This window comes from Acidovorax sp. sif0632, from assembly GCF_019218805.1.
In the GTDB taxonomy this organism is placed as follows: domain Bacteria; phylum Pseudomonadota; class Gammaproteobacteria; order Burkholderiales; family Burkholderiaceae_C; genus Acidovorax; species Acidovorax facilis.
In genome coordinates this window covers 95,981-118,402 of sequence record NZ_JAHUWW010000004.1, presented here as the reverse complement: position 1 = coordinate 118,402, position 22,422 = coordinate 95,981, and the positions used below count along the sequence as shown (strand labels likewise).

Here is a 22,422-nt window from a genome sequence, read left to right as displayed (position 1 = left end):
GCGCAGTGCATGGCGCATGCTCGTTTGGGTGGACACAAGAAGAAGAAACAACGGTTTTTCATGAAGCATCTCTTGAATCTGTTGGCAGCGGTGTCGCTGCTGATCTGGGGCACCCACTTGGTGCGCACCGGCATCCTGCGTGTCTTTGGCGCCAATTTGCGCCAGTTGATCGCGCACAGCGTCAGCAACCGGTTCACGGCCGTGCTGTCGGGCATCGGGGTGACCGCCGTGGTGCAGTCGAGCACGGCCACGGCGCTCATCGTGTCCTCCTTCGTGGGCCAGGGCCTGGTGGGCCTGCCCGCCGCGCTGGCTGTGATGCTGGGCGCCGACGTGGGCACGAGCGTGATGGCGGTGGTGTTCTCGATGGATTTGTCCTGGCTGTCGCCCCTGTTCATCTTCGCAGGTGTGGTGCTGTTCATCTCGCGCAAGGACACGGCCGTGGGCCGTGTGGGCAGGGTGCTGATCGGCCTGGGGCTGATGCTGCTGGCGCTGCGCCTCATCACCGAATCGACCACGGTGCTCACCCAGTCACCCACGGTGCGTACGCTGCTCGGGGCGCTGACCAGCGACCTGCTGCTGGAGATCTTCACCGGCGCCATCCTGGCCATCGTGGCGTATTCGAGCCTCGCCACCGTGCTGCTCACCGCCGCGCTGGCAGGCTCCGGCGGCATCCCGCCCGACGTGGCGCTGGGCCTGGTGCTGGGTGCCAACCTCGGCAGCGGCGTACTGGCGGTGCTGACCACGATGAAGGCCAACGTGCAAACGCGCCAGGTGCCACTGGGCAACTTGTTCTTCAAGATCATTGGCGTCATCATCATGACCCCGCTCACCGGGCTGTGGCTGCAGCATGTGCGCCCCTACGTGCCCGAAATCGCAGCACTGGTGGTGCTGTTCCACCTGGCATTCAACGTGGTGGTGGGCATCATCTGCATCGGCCTGACGGGCACAGTGGCGCGCGTGGTGCAACGCCTGCTGCCGAAGGAAAAGGCGCAGGCTGCGGGCACCCGCCCCCAGCATCTGGACCCCTCCGCCCTGGCCACGCCCTCGCTGGCCATCTCGTGCGCCGCGCGCGAGGCCCTGCACCAGGCCGACGTGGTCGAATCCATGCTGCTGGGCCTGCACAAGGTGATCCGCACCGACGACCTGCAGCTGGCGCAGGACCTGCGCAAACTGGACGACGAGGTGGACGGCCTGTACTCGGCCATCAAGTACTACATGACCAAGATTTCGCGCGAGGCCCTGGATGAACGCGAGGGCCGCCGCTGGGCCGACATCATCAGCTTCACGATCAACATGGAGCAGATCGGCGACATCATCGAGCGCGTGCTGATCGACATCGAGGACAAGAAGATCAAGAAGGGTCGCCAGTTCTCCGAGGCCGGCATGGAAGAAATCAACGAACTGCACGCCCGCCTGATCGACAACCTGCGCCTGGCGATGAGCGTGTTCCTCAACGGCAGCGTGCGCGATGCGCAAAAGCTGCTCGAAGAAAAAGCCCGCTTTCGCGACCTGGAACACGCGTATTCCGCCACCCACCTGGCGCGCCTGTCGGACAACACGGTGCAAAGCATCGAGACCAGTTCGCTGCACATCGACCTGATCAGCGAACTCAAGCGCATCAACTCGCTGCTGTGCTCGGTGGCCTACCCGATTCTGGAATCGGCCGGAGCACTGGCGCCCAGCCGGCTGCGGGCGATGGCGGACCAGGCTTGAGAAGCGCCTTCAGCAGAAATTCAAGCCTTTTCTGGTCTCTAGTGCTTTATCCATAAGCGCTAAAAGCTATTATTTTTATAGCAACACCTCACCACCGCCGCTGTGCGGCGTTGTCTCGCCGTCACTCCACGTCCGCCACGTAGCGCTGCAGCCCCGTCCACAACGCATCCAGCGTGACCTTGCAGCGCGGGCTGGCGCGCAGGTCCTCGTGCATCACCACCCAGGTTTCCAGCCCGTACACAAACTGCTGTGGCAACACATGCACCAGCGCCGGGGTGCTACGGCGCGCCAGTGCCACCTGGCAAACGCCAATGCCGCCCCCGGCGCGCATGAAAGCCAGTTGCGCCACATCGCTGTCGCTGCGCACTGCAAACTGATCGCGCCGCCACGCGGGCACCGCCTTTTGTGCGGCGCGCAAAAAGGGCGTTTCTGCGTCAAAACCAATCAGGCGGTGGTGCGCGAGGTCGGCCAGCGTCTCAGGCACGCCGTGCGCCTGCAGGTAGCTGGGGTGGGCGTGCAGTCCCAAGGGAATGCTGCCGACGCGGCGGGCGATCAGCGCGTCCTGGCGGGGCTCGGTCATGCGGATGGCGATGTCGGCCTCGTGCTGCAGCAGGTCCTGCACGCGGTTGCTGAGCACCAGTTCCACCGTCAGCGCCGGGTGCTCGGCCTGCAGTTGCGCCAGAATGGGCGGCAGCACCTCCACGCCGATCACCTCGCTGGCCGTCACCCGCACCGTGCCCCGCACGCCGCCGCCATGGCTGTCGGCTGCGCGCACCAGAGCAGCGGCGGTGTGGCCCATGGCTTGCGCGTAGGGGCGCAGCGCCAGCGCCGCCTCGGTCGGCAGCAGGCCCTGCTGCGAGCGGGTGAACAGCACCAGTCCCAGCGCCTGCTCCAGCGCCGCAATGTGGCGCCCCACCGTGGGTTGTGTCACCCCCAGCGCGCGGGCTGCGCCCGAGAGCGATCCCTCTTGCACCACGCCCAGGTACGAGCGGTACAGCTCCCAGCCAATGTCTTTGTGTGCAGGTTGTGTCATACATAAATGTATAGCCATGCGCTGATTTTCGGTAATTCCATTTCACAACACCCACGACCAAACTGCATCCATCACCACTTTTTTTGGAGCAAAACATGGCAAACACAGGCAATACGGTTCTGGTTCTCGGTGCGACCGGGGGCATCGGTGGCGAAGTGGCGCGGCAGCTGCGCGACCGGGGATGGCAGGTGCGCGCACTGCACCGGGGCGTGGCGCAGGCCGGGGAGCAACGCGACGGCATGGCCTGGATTCGCGGCGACGCGATGCGGCGCGAGGACGTGGTGGCCGCTGCCGCAGGCTGCGACGTGATCGTGCACGCGGTCAACCCGCCCGGCTACCGGCGCTGGAGCGAGCTGGTGCTGCCGATGATCGACAACACCATTGCGGCGGCCACCGCAGTGGGTGCCACCGTGGTGCTGCCCGGCACGATCTACAACTACGGGCCCGACGCCTTCCCGGTGCTGCGCGAGGACTCACCGCAGCGCCCCCACACCCGCAAGGGCACTGTGCGCGTGGAGCTGGAGCGGCGCCTGCAGCAGGCGACCCAGCCCCACCCGCTGAGTGCGGGCACCTGCCGCGTGCTCATCGTGCGGGCGGGGGACTACTTTGGCCCCCAGGTGGGCAACAGCTGGTTCTCGCAAGGCCTCGTCAAGCCCGGCCAACCCGTGAAGGCGGTGAACCTGCCCGGCGCACCCGGCGTGGGCCACCAATGGTCATACCTGCCCGACGTGGCGCGCACCATGGTGCAGTTGCTGGAGCGCCGCGCCACACTGCCCGCGTTTGCACGCTTTCACATGACCGGGCACTGGGACGCCGACGGCACGCAGATGGCCGCCGCGATTGGCCGCACCGTGGTGGCACATGGTGGTGCGGCCCCGCACGTGCGGGCCTTTCCGTGGTGGCTGGTCACACTCGCCTCGCCGTTTGTGGCCACGCTGCGCGAACTGCGGGAGATGCGCTACCTGTGGAGGCAACCGGTGCGCATGGCCAACGACCCGCTGCGCGCCGTGCTGGGCGAAGAGCCCCACACGCCGCTGGACGCGGCGGTGCAGGCCACGCTGTTGGGTTTAGGCTGCCTGTCAGGGGCCAAAGCGCCGCTCACAGCCCCAGGAAACCCGCAATCACCAGCCCGGCTTCCAGCGTGAACCGACCCTGGGCAACCTGCGCGCGCACCTCTTCCAAGGGCAGCAGTGCAAACTCGTCCACCTCGCCGTCCTGGTTGTCGGGCGCCATGCCCTCGGGCACCACGGCGCGGAACCAGTCGATGCGCTCGACCATGTACCCCGCGCCGCCCCCCTCGCTGCTGGGGCGGCTGAACAGCACATGGCCACCGTGCGCCACGCCGGCAAGGGTGTGCACATGCAGCCCGGCTTCTTCCCAGGTCTCGCGGACCAGGGCTTGGGGCAACGAGTCGGCGGCCGAGATCATGCCGCCCATCAACGTGTCCCACAGGCCTGGGTCGTTGGGTTTGTTCAGCGAACGCTTTTGCACCCACATGCGCGCATCGGGCGCCAGGCCCACCAGGTGCACGGCGCAGGTGGTGATGCCCAGCACACGCACGGCACCCCGCTCCACGGTGCCCACGACTTCGCCGCTGGGGTTGGTCACCGCCAGTTGCTCGTTACGCCACGGGCCACACAGGTTGGCGTCGCGCAGCGCTTCGGCCAGGGTGTTCAGGGCATCGGTGGTGGCGTTGACGTTGGCATCAGAGGCCGCTTGGGGCGGCAGGTGCAGACTCCATGCAGGGGCGCCGCCATGCTCACCCATTGATAGCTGGTAGCGCTTATCCAATAAGCGCTGGAGGCTTATTTTGCTTAGAAATCCTTCCGCCACCGACCCTACCACCTGCCCCGCCACCCGCAGGGGTTGGCGTGGCTGGCGGGCGGGCTGGTGCGCCAGTTGCCGCGCGCCCACCAGCCACTGGTCGAACGATGCGCCGGGGTAGGAGGCTGTCACAGCGTGAGGATGGTGCAGCCCGTGGTCTTGCGTGCTTCCAGGTCGCGGTGCGCCTGCTGCACGTCGGCCAGCGGGTAGCGCTGGTCGATGTGGATCTTCACCTGCCCACTGGCCACCACGGCAAACAGGTCGTCGGCCATGGCCTGCGTGCTTTCGCGCGTGGCGATGTGGGTGAACAGCGTCTGGCGCGTGACGTAGAGCGAGCCCTTGGCGCCCAGCGAACCCGGCGCAAACGGTGCCACGGGGCCCGAGGCGTTGCCAAAGCTGGCCATGAGGCCAAAGGGACGCAGGCATTCGAGTGACTTGTCCCAGGTGTCCTTGCCCACCGAGTCGTACACCACCTTCACGCCCTTGCCGCCGGTGATCTCTTTGACCCGGGCTGCGAAATCTTCTTTTTGATAGTTGATGGCGTGCGCCGCGCCGTTGGCCAGGGCCAGCTGGCACTTGGCATCGGTGCCTGCCGTGCCGATGAGCTGCAGGCCCAGCGCCTTGGCCCACTGGCTGGCGATCAGGCCTACCCCACCCGCAGCGGCGTGGAACAGAACATGGTCGCCGGGCTGCAGGCCTTCCACGGGCAGCGTCTTCTTGAGCAGGTACTGCGCCGTCAGGCCCTTGAGCATCATGGCCGCGCCCGTCTCAAAGCTGATGGCATCGGGCAGCTTGCACACACACTTGGCGGGCATCACCCGCACTTCGCAATAAGCGCCGGGGGGCTGGCTGGCGTAGGCAGCGCGGTCGCCCACCTTCAGGTGCGCAACACCCTCGCCCACGGCTTCGACCACGCCCGCGCCTTCCATGCCGATGGTGGCGGGCATGTTCAGGGGGTACAGCCCCGTGCGGTGGTACACGTCGATGAAGTTCAGGCCGATGGCGTGGTGGCGGATGCGGATCTCGCCGGGGCCGGGCTCGCCCACGGTGACGTCAACGATGTGAAGTTCTTCGGGACCACCGTGCTGGCGGATCTGGACGGCAAGGCTCATGGCAAAACGCTCCTGGATAACGGGTGTTGAACGGGTCCCCAACGGGCATGGATAGGGCCTGTAACGGGCGAGACAAACGGCGGCCATCCTGCCATGAATCTGAAAGCCTTGTCCTGCCCTGCACCGTTACAGTGCAGCCCATGACTCAAAGACTCACGCCCGGTACGGCGGCGCTGCTGGTGATACCGCCGCTGCTGTGGGCTGGCAACGCCGTCACAGGCCGGCTGGTGCACGACCTGATCCCGCCCATCACGCTCAATTTCATCCGCTGGGTGCTGGCTTTCTTCATCCTGCTGCCGCTCGCGTACAACGTGCTGCGCAAGGACAGCCCGCTGTGGCCCCACTGGCGCCGCTATGCACTGCTGGGGCTGCTCGGCATTGGCCTGTACAACGCGCTGCAGTACATGGCGCTGCAGACTTCCACGCCCATCAACGTGACGCTGGTGGGCTCCAGCATGCCGGTGTGGATGCTGGCCGTGGGGGCGCTGTTCTTTGGCGCGACGGTCACGCGGCGGCAGCTGCTGGGCGCGCTGCTGTCGATGTGTGGCGTGCTGCTGGTGCTCAGCCGGGGCGAGTGGTCGCAGCTGCTGGCTTTTCGCCTCGTGCCAGGCGATGTGTTCATGCTGCTGGCCACCATCTCGTGGGCGTTCTACAGCTGGCTGCTGTCGCGCACCAGCGAGCCCGCCCGCATCCGGGGCGACTGGGCCGCTTTTTTGATGGCGCAGATGGTGTTTGGCCTGGCATGGTCGGGCAGCTTCGCGGGCGTGGAATGGACGATGGGCCACACCCACATCGCATGGGGCTGGCCGCTGATCGCAGCGCTGGCTTTCATCGCCGTGGGCCCCGCCGTGCTGGCCTATCGCTGCTGGGGCGTGGGGGTGGAGCGCGCCGGGCCTGCGGTGGCGGGCTTCTTCGTGAACCTCACCCCGCTGTTTGCGGGCATCCTGTCGGCCGCCTTTTTAGGGGAAACCCCACAGCTATTCCACGGTGTGGCATTCGCACTGATCGTGGGCGGGATCGTGGTTTCGTCGCGGCGATAGCGACAGGCGGGGTCAACCTGCTGCGCCTTCGGCCGAGGCTTGTGTTGCGGCCTGCTGCAACAAGACTTCGAGCTCCGATACCGGCCCGGGCATGCCCAGCAAATAGCCCTGAAAGAGCTGGCAGCCATAGTCTGCCAGCAGGGCTTTCTGCTGTGCGGTTTCCACACCTTCGGCAATCACATCCAGCTCCAGGTTGCGCGCCATGCCGATGATGGTCTGCACGATCACGTCGTCGGTGTGCCGCACACCCAGGTTGCGCACAAAGGACTGGTCGATCTTGAGCTGGTCCAGCGGCAGCCGCGTGAGGTAGGCCAGCGACGAGTAGCCCGTGCCGAAGTCGTCCACCGAAAAGCGCACACCCTTGGTCTTGAGCAGGCCCATCTTGGCAATGGTGTCGTCCACGTTGTCCAGCACCAGCGACTCGGTCAGCTCCAGCTTGAGCAGGTGGGGCCGCGCGCCGGTCTCGCGCAGCACCTCGACCACGCGGGCCACGAAGTCGCGCTGGCGGAACTGCCGGGCGCTCACGTTGACCGACAGCGGTACGTGCCGGTAGCGGGCATCGTTCTCCCACGCCGCCAGCTGCTCGCACGCGGTGCGCAGCACCCAGTGGCCCATGGGCACGATGAGTTCGCTTTCTTCTGCCACGCCTATGAAGGCGCTCGGCGCAATCAGGCCGCGCTCGGGATGGATCCAGCGGATCAGCGCCTCGGCGCCCACGATGCGCCCGTCCAGATGGAACTGGGGCTGGTAGTGCAGCGCGAACTGCCGCGCGGCCAGCGCGGCCTGCAGATCCCCCTCCAGCTGCGCGCGCACGCTGATGGCAATCTGCATCTGCGGATCGAAAAAACACAGCGCATTGCGGCCCTGCGACTTGACCTGGTACATGGCGATGTCGGCCTGTTTGAGCAGATCGACCGAGGGCTGCAGCGCCCCGCCCATGAGCGTGGCCCCAATGCTGGGCGTGCTGTGGTGGCTGAGCCCGGCCAGCGAGTACGGCATGTTGAGCGTGCGCAGGATCTTTTCGCCCACGCGGCGCGCATAGGCAGCCGCCTCTTCGCTGTGCAGCGACAGCTCGTGCAGCATGACCACGAACTCGTCTCCCCCCAGGCGCGCCACGGTGTCCTCGCGGCGCACGCAGGTCTTCAGGCGCTCTGCCACCTGGCGCAGCAGCATGTCGCCCACCTCATGGCCCATGGTGTCGTTCAGCGTCTTGAAGTGGTCCAGATCCAGGAACAGCAAGGCCCCGTACTGCCCGCTGCGCACACTGGCCGCAATCACCTGCTGCATGCGGTCCATCAGCAGCCGGCGGTTGGGCAGATTGGTCAGAGGGTCGTAGAAGGCCAGGCTCTCAATCTCAGCGCTGGCGCGGCGCAGGGCCGTCACGTCGTGGTAGGTGATGACCAGCCCGCCTTCGGGCGTGGGCCGTTCGGTGATCTGGATCGTGCGGCCATTGGGCAGCACCTGCTCATGGGGCTCATGGTGCTGGTTCTGCTTGAGCAGCCGCAGCTCCACCCAGCGCATGCGTTCTTCCTCGCTGGCGCGCGGCAGATGGTGCCGGGCGGTTTCTTCCATCACGCGCCGAAACGGCACCATGGGCGCCATCACGGCGCGCAGCCACGGGAAAATTTCCTCAAACCGGCTGTTCCATTGCACCACGCGCTGCTCGCCATCGAGCAGTACAAAACCACTCACCATCGACTCCAGTGCCTGGTCGAGGGTGGCCTTGGACTGCGCAATGGCAAGCCGCGCCTGGGACATGCGGTCCAGGTAGCGCAGCGCCAGGTTGCCCGCTGCCACGATCATGGCCACAAACAACAGCCCCGTCAGTGCAATGGCGTTGCGCTGGTCGCGCCAGCCTGCCAGCGCATCGCGCAGCGGAATGCTCGCCGAGATGCGCAGGTCCTGGTACAGGATGGGCCGGTAGACCACCAGCGCCGACTCGCCACTCAAGCGGGCGGGTGCCTTCCACGCCTGCCCCAGGGCGGCCACCTCCTGCAGTGGCGGGGACAGCACGGGCGTGATCGCCTCTTCGCGGTTGGGCGCACTCAGCAGCAGCAGCCCTCCGGCACGCTCCAGCGTCACTTGCAGGCCTGTGATGTCCACACCCTGGACCAGCACCGAGCTGAGCGCCCCCACCGGCAATTCGGCAATGGCCACCACAAGGGAGCTGTCGGCCATGCGCAGGTGGCGCGCAAAATACAGCACGCGCTCGGCAGTCGCAAAGCTCACCACCGGCGGGCTGATCATCAGGGTGGAAACGGGCTGCTCCAGCACAGACGCCAGAAAACCGGGAGGCAGCTGCAGCGGCAGCGCGCTGCCAGCCGCATCGGAAGAGGCGATGGTCTTGCCGTTCGCGTCCAGCAGCGCCACATAGCGCACCATCAGGTTCTGCCGGGCGGAGCTGCGCAGGCGCTGGCTTGCAAGATCAGGGTCCACCCATTCGCTCATCGAACCCGACAGGCCCAGCAGTTCGTCCATGCTGGCCAGCAGCACGTCCACCGCCAGCAGGGAACGATTGAGCGCCGCTTCGGCACCCGCCACAAAACGGGTGGCCTGGGCTTCGTAATCGTCCAGCGCCACCTTGCGGGCGTTCCATACCAGCGCGGCAGACACCATCACCACCGCCGCAATGAACACCGCCGCCCCGGCCCATACAAAGGCCCTGATGCGCAGTGGGGTCGTGGTATCCCTCATTTCGCCGGGGCCGCAGCCAGGCCACGGACGGGACCGATCGTCTGGTTCCACACCTGGGCGCAACGCGGCCCGCAGCGCTGCACCCAGCGCGGCAGCACGGTGGAGGCAAGGATCTCCTGGCGGCTGCGTTCATCCTGCGCAGACACCGGCACCACCACCATGCTGCCCTTGCGTCCCCCCACACAGGCGGGGATGCCACGGTTGCAGGCCATGCCGTCGGAGGTTTCGCGCTCGGACTCCTCCCAGATGGCGGCCTCCAGCCGGGGCAGCTCGCGCCGCAGCAGGGCCCGCAGATCGGGTGGCAGCGCCTCCCAGGCGGCCTTGTTGGCGCTGAACACCGCCAGTCCCCAGGTCACGGGCAGCGCATGCACATGGAAGGTCATGGTATGCAGCCCCAGCGTGTTGCCCGACATGGTGCCGGTGATGGCGCACTCGGTATTGCCCGCCGTGAGGCTGGGCACGATCTGCGCGAAGCCAGTCAGCACGGGGATGCCGCCGAGCGCCCCGACAAAATCCGCCTGGGTGGATGACGACACGCGCGTGCGGCGCCCGGCCAGATCGGCCAGCCCGCGCAGGGGCTTCTTGCAAAACACCACCTGGGCCGGATACACATACATCGCCAGCGCCTCCACGCCGTGCTGGTCACGCAGACTCTTCTCCAGGTAAGGGCGAAACGCCGCCAGCGTGGTCTTGAGCGTGGCAATGTCGGGGTTCAGCCCCGCCAGATCGGGTGCGGTGTACTCGGGGTACTGGGCCGTGAACGAGCTCATGAGCGTGGTGCCAAAAGGCACCACACCCAGCTGCAGCAGGCGCAGCATTTCGGCGCCAGGCACGCCCGCTCGGTCAAAGGGCACGATTTCAGCGTCGAACCGGCCACCGCTCAAGCGGAGCAGTTCCTTGCTCCAGAAGGGCTCTTCCTGCCGGGTGTACTGGTTGATACCTGCCAGCCCCCCCACGATGCGCAGCTTGTAGGGCGCAGTGGCCGCTGCCGGGGTGGCCGCAGGCTGGCCCACAGCCTGTGGCGAACAACCCAGCGCGGCCCATGCCACGCACAGTGCAGCGATGCGGTGCAGAAGGCGGGAAGTCACAGCGGGTTTGGGCTGCATGGCAACTTCTGGCTCGTCAACCGGGGTGCAGTGGACGGCCACCGCCGCGCACCCTTCATGCCCAGGGCCATGCCAGCGCCCCAGCGGCATCCATGGATCGCATAGAGGTCTGGAAGGCCGCCCTGGGGAGGGATGCGCGGTGTCATGTTCCGGTACTTTCGGGTTGGAATGCTGGGGCACCATTCTTCACCAAGTTTTCCCCCTCGGCGGGCAAAGCTGTCTGCAAAACGCCACGCCCTGCCGCCAGGGAATCGCCTTCGCCCGCCAGTGACCACAGACGACGGGTTGACCTTCTGTCTCAACCCGGGTCAGAAGGTCCCAGGATAAGCGCCGCCGTCCGCCAGCACGTTCTGCCCGGTCATATAACCCGCCTGCTGGCTGCACAGGAAAGCGCAGATGGCACCAAACTCCTGCGCCGTGCCATACCGCCCTGCCGGAATCTGGGCCTGCTGTTGCGCGCGAACATCGTCCACGCTCTTGCCAGCCTTACCGGCAGCAGCGGTCACGGTGGCGGCCAGTCGGTCGGTGTCGAACTTGCCGGGCAAGAGGTTGTTGATGGTGACGCCCCGTGCAGCGATCTTGCTGCGCGAGACCCCCGCCACAAAGCCCGTGAGCCCGCTGCGCGCGCCGTTGGACAGACCCAGGATATCGATGGGCGCCTTCACCGCGCTGGAGGTGATGTTGACGATGCGGCCAAAGCCTCGCGCAGCCATGCCGTCCACTGTGGCCTTGATCAGTTCGATGGGGGTGAGCATGTTGGCGTCCACGGCCTTGATCCATGCATCGCGGTCCCAGTCGCGGAAGTCGCCCGTTGGCGGGCCGCCGGCATTTGTCACCACGATGTCAAAGTCACGGCCCGGGCCACCTGTCACGGAGAACACGGCAGCACGGCCCTCGGCGGTGGTGATGTCAGCAGCTACCGCCAGCACCGTCGGTTTGGAGCTTTTTTGGCCGCCAGCGCTTTCCTGTATTGCGCCTTCAGCTACCAATTGTGTAGCAGCCTGCTCCAGCGCATGGGCATTGCGGGCGTTGATGACCACGTTGACGCCCTCACGCACCAGGGCCAGCGCACAGCCATAGCCCAAACCCTTGCTCGCGCCACACACCAGCGCCCATTTGCCTGCGATACCCAAATCCATAACAATCTCCGGTTCTGCTGCAAGCCGCAGCATTCACAGATCATCATAAGTGGAGAGCTGCAACATGAATTGGCTGCACCGCGGAGCCCTGGCCACCTGGCTGGCATGGGCCGCATTGGCACCCCTGGCAGGTAGCGCGCATGCGCAGGAGGCGGCCGTGGTCAAGCGTGCCACCCAGTTGCGCGACACCCCCGCCGACAGCGGTGCGAGCGTGGCCCCGCTGGAGGCCAACACCGTGGTCACGCGCAGCAACGAGCGCAAGGGCCCCTGGACCAAGGTGAGCACACAGCAAGGCGCCACCGGCTGGGTGCACATGTTCGACCTGGGACCGCAGTCGGGGTCGGCCACGCCCACCAACAACGCCGCCACCAGCGGCCTGCGAGGCCTGGGCGGGCTGTTTGGCGGCAACAGCGGCTCCACCACCACGGCCACCTCCACGGTGGGCATTCGTGGCCTGGATGCTGAAGACATCGCCAATGCGCAGCCCAATCCTGCTGCTGTCGGCCGGGCAGAAAGCCTGCGGGTGAATGCCGACCAGGCGCGCCAGTTCGCCAGCTCGGCGTCCCTGCAATCCCGGGATGTGCCCGCCCTGGCGCAGCCAGCACTGCCCACATCCAGTCGGGGCTCCGGCAGCGGGTCCAGCAACCCCTCCGACCCCAACTACAGCCCTAACTGAGGAAATGGCCATGAACCGGAATTCCACCTGGAAACGCCGCGCGCAGACGGCAGCCTTGTGCGCGCTGCTCGCCGCAGCGCCCCTGGCCGCCCACAGCCAGAACGTGATGAACATCCTCAACTCCCTGGGGGGCGGGCTGGGCTCGGCCATCACGGGGGGCAAAGCCGCTCCGGCGGCGCAGGGTGACGATCTGATCAGCCTGCTCACGCAGTCGATGGAGAACATCGACGAGGCCAAGGAAATCGAGATCGGCCGCCAGCTGGCCGCCCTGCTGCTGGGCGCCAAGCCCGCCCACCCGGACATGGCGCTGCAGCGCTATGTGAACCGCCTGGGCCGGTGGGTGAGCCTGCAGTCGTCGCGCCCCGGACTGCCCTGGACCTTTGTGGTGCTGGACGACGCAGGCTACAACGCCTTTGCCGCGCCGGGCGGCTATGTGTTCGTGACGAAGGGGCTCATTGACCGCTGCGCCGACGAGTCCGAGCTGGCGGGCATCCTGGCGCACGAGATCACGCACGTGACCTCCAAACACCACCTCCAGGCCATCCGGCAAAGCGCCATGGCGGGGGTCGGCACGCAACTGCTAGCTTCGCAGATCCGCACCAGCAACATCGCCGGGCAGCTCGTCAAGGACCAGCTGCTGTCGCTGTTCCGCACCGTCTACACCAAGGGGCTGAGCCAGTCCGACGAATTCGAGGCGGACCGCACCGGGGTGTCGCTGGCGGCCAAAGCGGGTTTTGACCCCTACGGTCTGGTCTCGGTGCTGCAGCAGCTGCGCACCGTCACGCCGGACAACCCCATGTTCACGCTGACGATGTCCACCCACCCCGCCGCACAGGCCCGCCTGGACTACCTGGAGCAATCCATGGGCCGCCAGCTCGATGGGCTGGGCGGGTCGCGCGCGTCGATTGCACAGCGCCTGGGCGGCAGTGCGCCTGCCAATGCTCCGGCACCTTCTGCCCGGCCTGCAGCGGCAAAGAAGGCGGGATAAGTCACCCCCAAGGAGAGCGCGCACCCGCTCTCCGCTGCCAGGTCACGGCGCTTGGCGGCGCGCCAATTGGGTGAACACAAAAATACCCGTGATCACCAGTGCCGTGCCCGCAGCCACCCACACCGTGAACGGCTCACCCAGAATCCAGACCCCCATGAGGATGGTGGACAGCGGCCCCACCATGCCGGTCTGTGCGGTCATTCCAGCGCCCACGCGCTCAATGGCCATCATCACCATGAGCACGGGCGCAGCCGTGCAGAGCGTGGCGTTGAGGATAGACAGCCAAATCACCTCGGGCGCCACCACGGCAGCGCTGAAAGGCCGCAGCACCACAAACTGCAGCAGACACAGCAGGCACGCCACGGTGGTGGCCAGTCCCACCAGCCGCAGCGAACCCAGGCGCCGCACCATCTCGCCGCTGTAGACCAGATAGATGGCATAGCTCACCGCACTCAGGAACACCAGCAGGGTGCCCCAGGCTGCGTTGGTGCCCTGCAGGTTGGCTTCGTGGCCGAACACCAGCACCACGCCGCAGTAGCTGATCAGCATGCCCACCGCCTGCCCCCAGTGGATGCCGCGCCGATACAGCACCCAGCCCAGCATTACCACCAGCGTGGGGTTGAGATACAGGATCAGGCGCTCCAGGCTGGCACTGATGTAGGCCAGCCCTGCAAAGTCCAGAAAACTCGCCAGGTAGTAGCCCGTGAGCCCCAGCCCCAGCACGCCCAGCCAGTCCTTGCGGGTCAGGGGGGGCTTGCCCCGGCTGGCCCACCAGGCCATCACGGCGAAGATGGGCAGCGCAAACAGCATGCGGTACATGATGAGCGTGACCGCATCAACACCGTGGCGGTACGCCAGCTTGACGATGATGGCCTTGCCGCTGAAGGCGATGGAGCCCAGCAGGGCCAGGGCAAGACCGGTTGCTACGTTTTTTGTAGCTGCTTGCGCTTGTTCAGATTGCGGTGGAGCCACTTTTTCTTCAAATCCTGATCTGGCGGCAGCCGGTCAATACCCCGCCACCTGGCCGTCGCGACGCGGATCGCTGGCGGCCACATAGCCCTGCACTTTGGGATCGCCCATGCGCCAGATGAACTGGCCGGCGCCAAAGTCCTGGTAGGAATCCTGGATCACCTCCATGCGGTGCCCCAGGCCCAGCAGGCCCTGCACCGTCGCGGCGGGCATGGCGGCCTCGACGTTGATCGACAGCCCTTCATTGAAGCGCCAGCGTGGTGCGTCGCAAGCCACCTGTGGGTTCTGGCCGTAGTCCAGCATGCGCACCAGCGTTTGCATGTGGCCCTGCGGTTGCATGTTGGCGCCCATCACTCCGTAGCTCATCACGGGCTGGCCGTTTTGCGTGAGGAAGGCGGGGATGATGGTGTGAAACGGTCGCTTGCCGGGTGCCACCAGGTTGGCTGGGTTGGGGCCCGCCGGGTCGGTGCTGAAAGCCTGGCCCCGGTTCTGCAGGCTGATGCCAAAGGTGGGCTCCACACAACCCGAGCCGAAGCCCATGTAGTTGCTCTGGATGAAGCTCACCATCATGCCGTTTTCGTCGGCCGCAGTGAGGTAGATCGTGCCACCCTTGACCGGATTGCCAGCCCCGAAATCCTGCGCCTTGTTCATGTCGATGAGTTTGGCACGGGAGGCCAGGTACGCGTCATCGAGCATTTGCGCGGGGGTCAACGCCATGGACGATGGCTCGGCCACATAGCGGTACACATCGGCAAACGCGAGTTTCATGGCCTCGATCTGCAGATGCTGGGACGCTGCGCCATCCACGGGATGGCTCGCCAGATCGAACCGGTCCAGGATGCCCAGCGCAATCAGCGCTGCGATGCCCTGCCCGTTGGGCGGGATCTCGTGCAGGGTATAGCCCCGGTAGTTGCGGGCAATGGGCGTAACCCATTCAGGGCGGTGTGCTGCCAGATCCGCCAGCGTCAGGCTGCCGCCCTGGCCCTGCGAGAAGGCGACCAGCGCCTGGGCAATTTCGCCCGTGTAGAACGCCTGGCCCTGTGTGGCCCCGATGGCGCGCAGCGCACGGGCTGCGCCGGCAAACTGGAACAGCTCCCCCACCTGCGGCGCGCGGCCCCAGGGCATGAAGCTTTCCGCAAACCCCGGCTGCGACTGCAGCTCAGGCACTGCAGCGGCCCATTTTTGCTGCACCACCACCGGCACCAGGTAGCCACGCTCGGCAATCTCGGCGGCGGGCTCCATCAGCGCGGCAAAGGGCAGCTTGCCGAAACGCTCGGACAGAGCGACCCACGCGCTGACGGCACCCGGCACGGTGACGGAATCGATCCCGCGTTTGGGAGGGCTCGCCGGGCTCTTGCCGTAGCGGCTGTGAAAGTACCCGGGTGTCCAGGCCGCAGGGGCGCGGCCCGAGGCATTGAGCCCGTGCAGGGCCTGTCCGTCCCACAGGATGCAGAACGCGTCGCTGCCCAGCCCATTGCTCACGGGCTCGCAGATCGTCATGGCCGCTGCCGCCGCCACAGCAGCATCGACGGCATTGCCGCCCTGCTGCAGCATGCGCAGGCCCGCCTGGGCGGCCAACGGATGCGAGGTGGAAACCACATTGCGCGCAAACACCGGCAGGCGGGTGCTGGCATAGGGGTGGGTGTAGCTGAAGTGCATCGAGCCATTATGGGTCGCGTGCCAGGTCCGCACACCGGGCGTGCGACAAGGGCCTGCCTGCCCGTCGGGCTTGGCCCCACCCCCTGCATCCCTGCTCAGCACTCAGCACGCCGCGGTGCGCTGAGCTGTCTTCTTGTGGATCCCTGCTAGCCGTGCTTGCGGAACACCCGGTGGTGCAGCCGCCTCAGCGACCACCACACGCCCCCCGCCACCACCGGAATGGCGATGGCCGCCGTGGTTTCCGGCGACAGGGGCCAACCAAGCTTCTGCGCCCCCTTGGCCAGGTAGCTCACCAGGCCCACGATGTAGTACGTGATGGCCGCCACCGACAGGCCCTCCACCGTGGACTGCATCTGCAGCTGCAAATCCTGCCGGTGGTTCATCGTGGTCAGCAGCGCCTGGCTGCTTTGCTGCTGCTCGATCTCCACGCGGGTGCGCAGCAGGTTGCTCATGCGGGAGACACGTTGCGACAGCGCATCCTGGCGCCGCGCCGCCCATTCGCAGGTGCTGCGTGCAGGCGTGAGGCGCCGGTCCATGAATTCCCGAATCGTCTGCATCCCGGCCAGGCGCGATTCGGCAATGTCCTGAATGCGCTTGTCCAGCAGTTCGAAGTACGCGCTGCTGGCCGAAAAACGCGAGTGGGTGGCCGCATACTGGCTCTCCACCTGCCCGGCCAGACGGGTCAGGCGGTCCAGCAGCGCAGGCTCTGCGTCGCGGTTGGCGGTGCGGATGGCGTCGGCCAGTTCGGCCAGTTCGCGTTCGGCAAAAGCCAGCACACTGGCGGCCTCGCGCGCAGCGGGCAGGCCCAGCAAGGCAGCCATGCGGTAGGTCTCGATTTCGAGCAGGCGCTGCACCAGGCGGCCCAGGCGGCGCTGCGTCATGCCGCCCGCGAGCAGCACCATGCGCGAGAACCCATCGGCGTGGATCGCAAAATCGGTGTAGACCTCGCCATGCCCGTCGGCCACCGTGGAGGCCACCAGCGTGTCCTCATGCAGCACATGCTTGACCAGCGACCCCGAACCAAAGGTGTGGGTGGGCAGTACCCACAGGTTCAGGCTGCACAGACAGTGCCCGGGCAAAGCCGCCAGCCACCCGCGGGGCACCGCGTCTGCGGCGCTGGCCGGCTCCCGCTCGCCAAAGGCGTCGGCCGCCATGGGCACCATGAAGGTCCAGGACACAAACTCGGTGTGCAGCTCCCAGCGCATACGGTAAGCCCCCAGGTCCATGCGCAGGTGCGTGGTGTCCGCATCGGGCAATGCCAGGTGGTGGTCGCGCAACAGAGCCGCCACATGGGCCCGGCTCGCTTCACGCCCTGCGGCATCGGCCAGCATCACGATGTGTGCAATGGCCAGCGGGGCCGTCATGGCCTCGGGCGGACGGGCGTGGATTTCGTTGTGCAGCATCGCCCGGTGGGGATGCTGTGGCAGATGGAATGGAGTGGACATGCGGGCCTCTTGCCCGCCATTGTGTACTGGCGCTGAGGGCGTGCTGCGGCTGCAGATCACCAAAAAACAACGGCACCCGAAGGTGCCGTTATTCTGGAGTCGGATGGAAAAGGCCGTGCCGTCAGTCTTCGACGAAGGCTTCCTCGCGCTTGCTCTTCACCGAAGGCAGCAGCACGATGATGAGCAGCAGTGCCGCAGCAGCCAGCAGGCCTGCCGACAGCGGACGCGTGACGAACACGCTCCAGTCGCCACGCGACAGCAGCAGCGCGCGGCGCAGGTTCTCTTCCATCATCGGGCCCAGGATGAAGCCCAGCAGCAGAGGTGCGGGTTCGGTGCCCAGCTTGTGGAAGATGTAGCCCACCAGACCAAACGCACCCACCATCCAGATGTCCCAGGTGTTGTTGTTGGTCGAATACACACCCACGGCGCAGAACAGCACGATGGACGGGAACAGCCAGCGGTAGGGCACCGTGAGCAGCTTGATCCAGATGCCGATCAGCGGCAGGTTCAAGATGATCAGCATGGCATTGCCCAGCCACATCGAGGCGATCAAGCCCCAGAACAGCTCGGGATTGCTCGTCATCACCTGGGGACCAGGCTGGATGTTGTGGATCGTCATGGCACCCACCATCAGCGCCATCACGGCGTTGGGGGGGATACCCAGCGTCAGCAGCGGGATGAAGGAAGTCTGCGAACCGGCATTGTTGGCCGACTCGGGCGCTGCCACACCACGGATGTTGCCCTGGCCAAAAGGCACTTCACCGGGCTGGAGCTTGGTCTTCTTCTCCACGGTGTAGGCCGCAAACGCAGCCAGCAATGCCCCACCACCGGGCAGGATACCGAGGGCGGCACCCAGCGCCGTACCCCGCAGCACGGCAGGAATCATGCGCTTGAAGTCGTCCTTGGTGGGGAACAGGCCTTCCACCTTGGCAGTGAACACTTCGCGCTCATCGTCAGGGCGCGAGAGGTTGGCAATGATCTCGCCGTAGCCGAAAACACCCATGGCGATGGTCACAAAGCCGATGCCGTCGGTCAGTTCAGGAATGTCGAAGCTGAAACGGGCCACACCCGAGTTCACGTCGGTACCCACCAGGCCCATCAGCAGGCCCAGCACGATCATGGCCACGGCCTTGAGCAGCGAGCCCGAAGCCAGCACCACGGCGCCAATCAGGCCCAGCACCATCAGCGAGAAGTACTCGGCAGGGCCGAACTTGAATGCCACTTCGGTCAACGGAGGTGCGAAGGCCGCCAGGATCAGCGTACCCACGCAGCCGGCAAAGAACGAGCCCAGGCCCGCCGCCGCCAACGCAGGGCCCGCACGGCCCTTGCGCGCCATCTGGTAGCCGTCGATCACGGTTACCACCGACGAGGACTCGCCCGGCAGATTCACCAGAATGGCAGTGGTCGAGCCACCGTACTGCGCACCGTAATAGATACCGGCCAGCATGATCAGCGCAGCCACGGGTGGCAGCGCGTAGGTGGCGGGGAGCAGCATGGCGATGGTTGCCACCGGGCCGATGCCGGGCAACACACCAATGAGCGTGCCCAGCAAGCAGCCCACAAAGCAGTAAATGAGGTTTTGGAACGTGAACGCGACGCCAAAACCCATCGCGAGGTTGTCAAATAATTCCATGGTCGGTGCTCCTGCTCAACCCGTGATGAAACTCGGCCACACAGGGAACTGCAGCTTGAGCGCCCAGACGAATGCCACGTAACTGCCAATGGCCAACACGGTGGCCAGGATGAACACGGACTTCGCGTGGAACTCCTGGCCCGCCAGGCTTGCAATGAAGGTCAGTGCATAGATGCCCACGATGAGGCCCATCGCCGGGACACCTATGCTGGGCAAGCCGCCCAGCAGGATACCGAACGCAAAGTTGGCAGCCAGGATGAAGAACAGCGGCTTCCAGGCCCACTTTCCAATCTTGTCACCGTCCTGGGTTTCGACCGTGGTGGCCTTGAAGGTGATCGCGCCGCCGATGATGGCCAGCAAGATACCCAGCAGCAGCGGGAAGTAACCCGGGCCCATGCGGGCCCCGTTTCCGACGTTGTACGTGGTGGCTCCCCACGCAAACGCAACACCAACCCCCATGAACATGAGGCCGGCAAAGAAGTCTTTTTGACTTTTGATTTTCACGAATTGTCTCCTTGGCGGGAAATCTCGACTGCGCGATTGTGCGTGCAACCAAGGCCCGCGCGGATGTGGATTCCACCTACATCCGGTAACGCTTGGGATGTCCTGCATAACCCTCGCGCGTCGGTGGTAGTGCGGATCGGGAAAGGCCGCAAGGCGTCTTTTTGCGGCCAATAGCATGGCTATTGGCAAGAAAAGCAACGCAGCGGACTGCCCGAGGCCGCGCTATCACAGACCGCAGGGAGTTATGCAGGACATCCCTTGCTCCTGCGGAGCTGGTTCAAGGTCTTACTCCAGCGGCGGTGTCGCAGCAATCACCTCGTCCAGCGTGGTCAGGCCCTCTGCCACCCGCAGAGCGCCTGCCAGACGCAAGGGCCGCATGCCATCCTGCACGGCCTGGCGGCGCAGCTGGTCGATCGAGGGCGCCTGGTTGATCTTCTCCTTGAGTGCCTCGGTCACGGTGAGCAATTCATACAGGCCCATGCGCCCCCGAAATCCACCCATGCGGCAGTCCACGCAGCCCACGGGCTTGTAGGGGTGGTAGCCGCCACTGAGCTTCCAGGGCTTGACCACCTCCACCAGCGTTTCGCGCTGCGCCGTTTCGTCCTTTTGTTTGCACTGCTTGCACAGCGTGCGCACCAGCCGCTGGGCCAGCACCCCCAGCAGCGTGGCATTGAGCAGATAGGGGGGCACCCCCAGTTCCATCATGCGGGTGATGGCCGACGGGGCGTCGTTGGTGTGCAGTGTGGAGAACACCAGATGCCCGGTCAGCGCGGCCTGGATGGCCATCTCGGCCGTCTCCAGATCGCGGATTTCGCCCACCATGATGATGTCCGGGTCCTGGCGCATGAGGGCACGCAGGCCCTCGGCAAAGTTGAAGTCGAGCTGGGGCTGCACCTGGGTCTGGTTGAAGCTGGGCTCGATCATTTCGATCGGGTCTTCCACCGTGCTCACGTTCACCTCTTCGGTCGCCACCCGCTTCAAGGTGGAATACAGCGTGGTGGTCTTGCCCGAGCCCGTCGGCCCCGTCACGAGAATGATGCCGTGCGGGCGCTTGACCAGCGCCTCCCAGCGCTCGGCATCGTGCTGGGCAAAGCCCAGGGCGTCCAGATCCTTGACGGCATTGTCCGGGTCAAAGATCCGCATGACCATCTTCTCGCCAAACGCCGTGGGCAGAGTGGACAGGCGCATTTCCACCTCGTCCCCGCGCTGGTTGCGCGTCTTGATGCGGCCGTCCTGCGGACGGCGCTTTTCCACCACGTCGATGCGGCCCAGGAGCTTGATGCGCGAGACCATGGCGTTGTGCACGCCCATCGGCATCTGGTAGACCGGGTGCAGCACGCCGTCGATGCGAAAACGGATCACGCCCTGGTCGCGCCGTGGTTCCAGATGGATGTCGCTCGCGCGCTGGTCAAAGGCGTATTGCCAGAGCCAGTCCACCACCTTGACCACGCCCTGGTCGTTGGCGTCGAGCTGCTTGTTGCTCTTGCCCAGTTCCACCAGCTGCTCGAAGCTGCTGCCCCCGGAGTTGCCCCCTGCCTTCTGCGCGGCGCGCACGGACTTGGCCAGGGCAAAAAACTCTGCAGTAAACCGGTGAATGTCCAGCGGGCTGGCCACCACGCGGCGCACCGTGCGCCGGGACTGGCGCTCCACCTCCGCCACCCAGTCCTCGATGAAGGGCTCGGCCGTAGCCACCACCACTTCCTTGGGGGTGACCTGCACGGGCAGCACCCTGTGGCGCTCTGCATAGGTGGCGCTCATGGTTTCGGCCACGCGCCCCACGTCCACCTTGAGCGGGTCAATCCGCAAATAAGGCAGGCCTGCCCGCTTGGCAAGGTACTCAGACAACGCCTCGATGTCCAGCGGCTTGCCATCGCTGGCACGTTCCATGGCCACGTTGGCCAGGCGCACCAGCGCATGCTGGGAGCTTTCCGCCTGCGAGCAGCGGGCGATGGTGCGTTGAGCTTCTTCCTGGGAGATGACTTCGTCATCGCTGAGCCACTGCACCATGCGTCGCCAGTCCACGGGACCGACGTAGGGTCGCGCCGCAGTGCTGGCCAGGGAAGCGGAGATTGTTTTCATCAGATACCTTTCCGAAACGGGGCTGTGGGCGGCCCGGGGGCTCAGGCCGCGACGGGCTTGAATGCCCGCAGCCATTTGGTGGTCGGCAGGTCCCAGCGCGCCTGGATGGCCTGCGCCTGCACGTCGAGTTCCGCCCGCTTGGGGCGCGTTGGCGTCTTCTGGGCCAGCACCACGGTGTTGCCTTCTCGCGTGGGCTTGAAGGCCCAGAGTGCCTTGTCACCAAAGGCCGCCGCCATGCTCTGCAGGCTGCGCTCAAAGCTGGACGCCCGCCCGAACAGGTTGACCGTCATGCACCCCGTGTCGGTCAGCAAGGCGCGGCAGTCGGCGTAGAAGTCTGCGCTGTCGAGCACCGGCGCTGCGGCCTCATGGTCGTACAGGTCCACCGCCAGCGCATCCACCGTGCCCTGCCACATGGGGTTCTTGATCTCTTGCGCCGCATCGGCCAGCACCACCCGCAGCTTGGGGCCATCGGGCGGCAGCTTGAACCACTGCCGGCACACCGCCAAGACCTGTGGGTTGAGCTCGATGGCCGTGGTGCAGATGCGCAGCTTCTTGTGGCAGAACTTGGTGATGGCACCGGCCCCCAGCCCGAGCTGCATGGCGTGCCCCTTGGACACCTGGGGCAGGTCGGCAAACAACAGCCACGCCATCATGCGCTGCACGTACTCCAGTTCCAGTTCAAAAGGCTCTGCAACGCGCATGGACCCCTGAATCCACGGGGTGCCCAGGTGCAGGTGGCGCACTTCGCCGTCATCAGAGACGCTGACTTCGGGCAGTTCTTGTGATTTTTCTTTTTTGCGGGTCATTC

General features: G+C 65.9%; 18 protein-coding genes. 5 read left to right on the top strand and 13 right to left on the bottom strand.

Going from position 1 to position 22,422, the window contains the following annotated elements:
* Positions 1–60: 60 nt before the first annotated feature.
* Entirely contained in the window at positions 61–1,713 is a 1,653-nt protein-coding gene (locus KW832_RS14220; protein ID WP_121422825.1) for a Na/Pi cotransporter family protein, read from the top strand.
* Between the two features lie 121 nt (positions 1,714–1,834).
* Here the strand turns inward: KW832_RS14220 and KW832_RS14215 are convergent, their stop codons facing one another.
* On the bottom strand, positions 1,835–2,746 hold the full coding sequence (locus KW832_RS14215) for a LysR family transcriptional regulator (RefSeq protein ID WP_218300458.1): 912 nt from the start codon (positions 2,744–2,746) through the stop codon (positions 1,835–1,837).
* Positions 2,747–2,841: 95 nt separating this feature from the next.
* Here KW832_RS14215 and KW832_RS14210 point away from each other — a divergent pair, with 95 nt between their 5' ends.
* Positions 2,842–3,891: an NAD(P)H-binding protein gene (locus KW832_RS14210; RefSeq protein ID WP_218300457.1), complete on the top strand. Its 1,050-nt coding sequence runs from the start codon at positions 2,842–2,844 to the stop codon at positions 3,889–3,891.
* On the opposite strand, the gene KW832_RS14205 is transcribed toward KW832_RS14210, so the two are convergent.
* The gene (locus KW832_RS14205; protein WP_218300456.1) at positions 3,845–4,702 is read right to left on the bottom strand and encodes an NUDIX domain-containing protein; all 858 of its coding nucleotides are present in this window, start codon (positions 4,700–4,702) and stop codon (positions 3,845–3,847) included. The genes KW832_RS14210 and KW832_RS14205 overlap by 47 nt on opposite strands.
* Positions 4,699–5,682 carry a quinone oxidoreductase gene (locus tag KW832_RS14200; RefSeq protein ID WP_121505643.1) on the bottom strand — a complete coding sequence of 328 codons (984 nt, stop codon included), beginning with the start codon at positions 5,680–5,682 and terminating at the stop codon, positions 4,699–4,701. Before KW832_RS14200 ends, KW832_RS14205 begins: the two co-directional genes overlap by 4 nt.
* 140 nt (positions 5,683–5,822) lie before the next feature.
* On the opposite strand from KW832_RS14200, the gene KW832_RS14195 reads away from it, so the two are divergent.
* Positions 5,823–6,722 (top strand): DMT family transporter, encoded by a 900-nt coding sequence (locus KW832_RS14195; protein ID WP_218300455.1) that lies wholly within the window; start codon positions 5,823–5,825, stop codon positions 6,720–6,722.
* A gap of 12 nt (positions 6,723–6,734) precedes the next feature.
* On the opposite strand, the gene KW832_RS14190 is transcribed toward KW832_RS14195, so the two are convergent.
* From KW832_RS14190 to KW832_RS14180, 3 genes are all read right to left on the bottom strand, one after another.
* Positions 6,735–9,416, bottom strand: coding sequence for an EAL domain-containing protein (locus tag KW832_RS14190; RefSeq protein WP_218300454.1), 2,682 nt, complete (start codon positions 9,414–9,416; stop codon positions 6,735–6,737).
* Positions 9,413–10,522, bottom strand: a complete 1,110-nt coding sequence (locus KW832_RS14185) for a TRAP transporter substrate-binding protein (RefSeq protein ID WP_255577757.1) — start codon at positions 10,520–10,522, stop codon at positions 9,413–9,415. The genes KW832_RS14190 and KW832_RS14185 overlap by 4 nt, the downstream gene beginning before the upstream one ends.
* A gap of 308 nt (positions 10,523–10,830) precedes the next feature.
* Complete coding sequence (locus tag KW832_RS14180) at positions 10,831–11,661, bottom strand: SDR family oxidoreductase (RefSeq protein ID WP_218300453.1); 831 nt, start codon at positions 11,659–11,661, stop codon at positions 10,831–10,833.
* Positions 11,662–11,725: 64 nt separating this feature from the next.
* Here KW832_RS14180 and KW832_RS14175 point away from each other — a divergent pair, with 64 nt between their 5' ends.
* Positions 11,726–12,337 (top strand): SH3 domain-containing protein, encoded by a 612-nt coding sequence (locus KW832_RS14175; RefSeq protein WP_121505639.1) that lies wholly within the window; start codon positions 11,726–11,728, stop codon positions 12,335–12,337.
* Positions 12,338–12,347: 10 nt separating this feature from the next.
* Positions 12,348–13,325 (top strand): M48 family metalloprotease, encoded by a 978-nt coding sequence (locus tag KW832_RS14170; RefSeq protein WP_228896545.1) that lies wholly within the window; start codon positions 12,348–12,350, stop codon positions 13,323–13,325.
* A gap of 42 nt (positions 13,326–13,367) precedes the next feature.
* Here KW832_RS14170 and KW832_RS14165 read toward each other — a convergent pair whose 3' ends face one another.
* The 7 genes from KW832_RS14165 to KW832_RS14135 form a co-directional block, all read right to left on the bottom strand.
* Positions 13,368–14,297 (bottom strand): DMT family transporter, encoded by a 930-nt coding sequence (locus KW832_RS14165; RefSeq protein WP_218300452.1) that lies wholly within the window; start codon positions 14,295–14,297, stop codon positions 13,368–13,370.
* Between the two features lie 33 nt (positions 14,298–14,330).
* Positions 14,331–15,953 (bottom strand): gamma-glutamyltransferase family protein, encoded by a 1,623-nt coding sequence (locus KW832_RS14160; RefSeq protein ID WP_218300451.1) that lies wholly within the window; start codon positions 15,951–15,953, stop codon positions 14,331–14,333.
* Positions 15,954–16,099: 146 nt separating this feature from the next.
* The gene (locus KW832_RS14155; protein WP_228896822.1) at positions 16,100–17,356 is read right to left on the bottom strand and encodes a DUF3422 domain-containing protein; all 1,257 of its coding nucleotides are present in this window, start codon (positions 17,354–17,356) and stop codon (positions 16,100–16,102) included.
* Positions 17,357–17,519: 163 nt separating this feature from the next.
* Positions 17,520–19,031 (bottom strand): tripartite tricarboxylate transporter permease, encoded by a 1,512-nt coding sequence (locus tag KW832_RS14150; RefSeq protein ID WP_055401467.1) that lies wholly within the window; start codon positions 19,029–19,031, stop codon positions 17,520–17,522.
* A gap of 15 nt (positions 19,032–19,046) precedes the next feature.
* Positions 19,047–19,535, bottom strand: a complete 489-nt coding sequence (locus KW832_RS14145) for a tripartite tricarboxylate transporter TctB family protein (protein WP_055401465.1) — start codon at positions 19,533–19,535, stop codon at positions 19,047–19,049.
* Positions 19,536–19,820: 285 nt separating this feature from the next.
* Entirely contained in the window at positions 19,821–21,614 is a 1,794-nt protein-coding gene (locus KW832_RS14140) for a GspE/PulE family protein (protein ID WP_218300450.1), read from the bottom strand.
* A 41-nt stretch (positions 21,615–21,655) separates the two neighbouring features.
* Positions 21,656–22,420: a hypothetical protein gene (locus tag KW832_RS14135; RefSeq protein ID WP_055401461.1), complete on the bottom strand. Its 765-nt coding sequence runs from the start codon at positions 22,418–22,420 to the stop codon at positions 21,656–21,658.
* Positions 22,421–22,422: the final 2 nt, after the last annotated feature.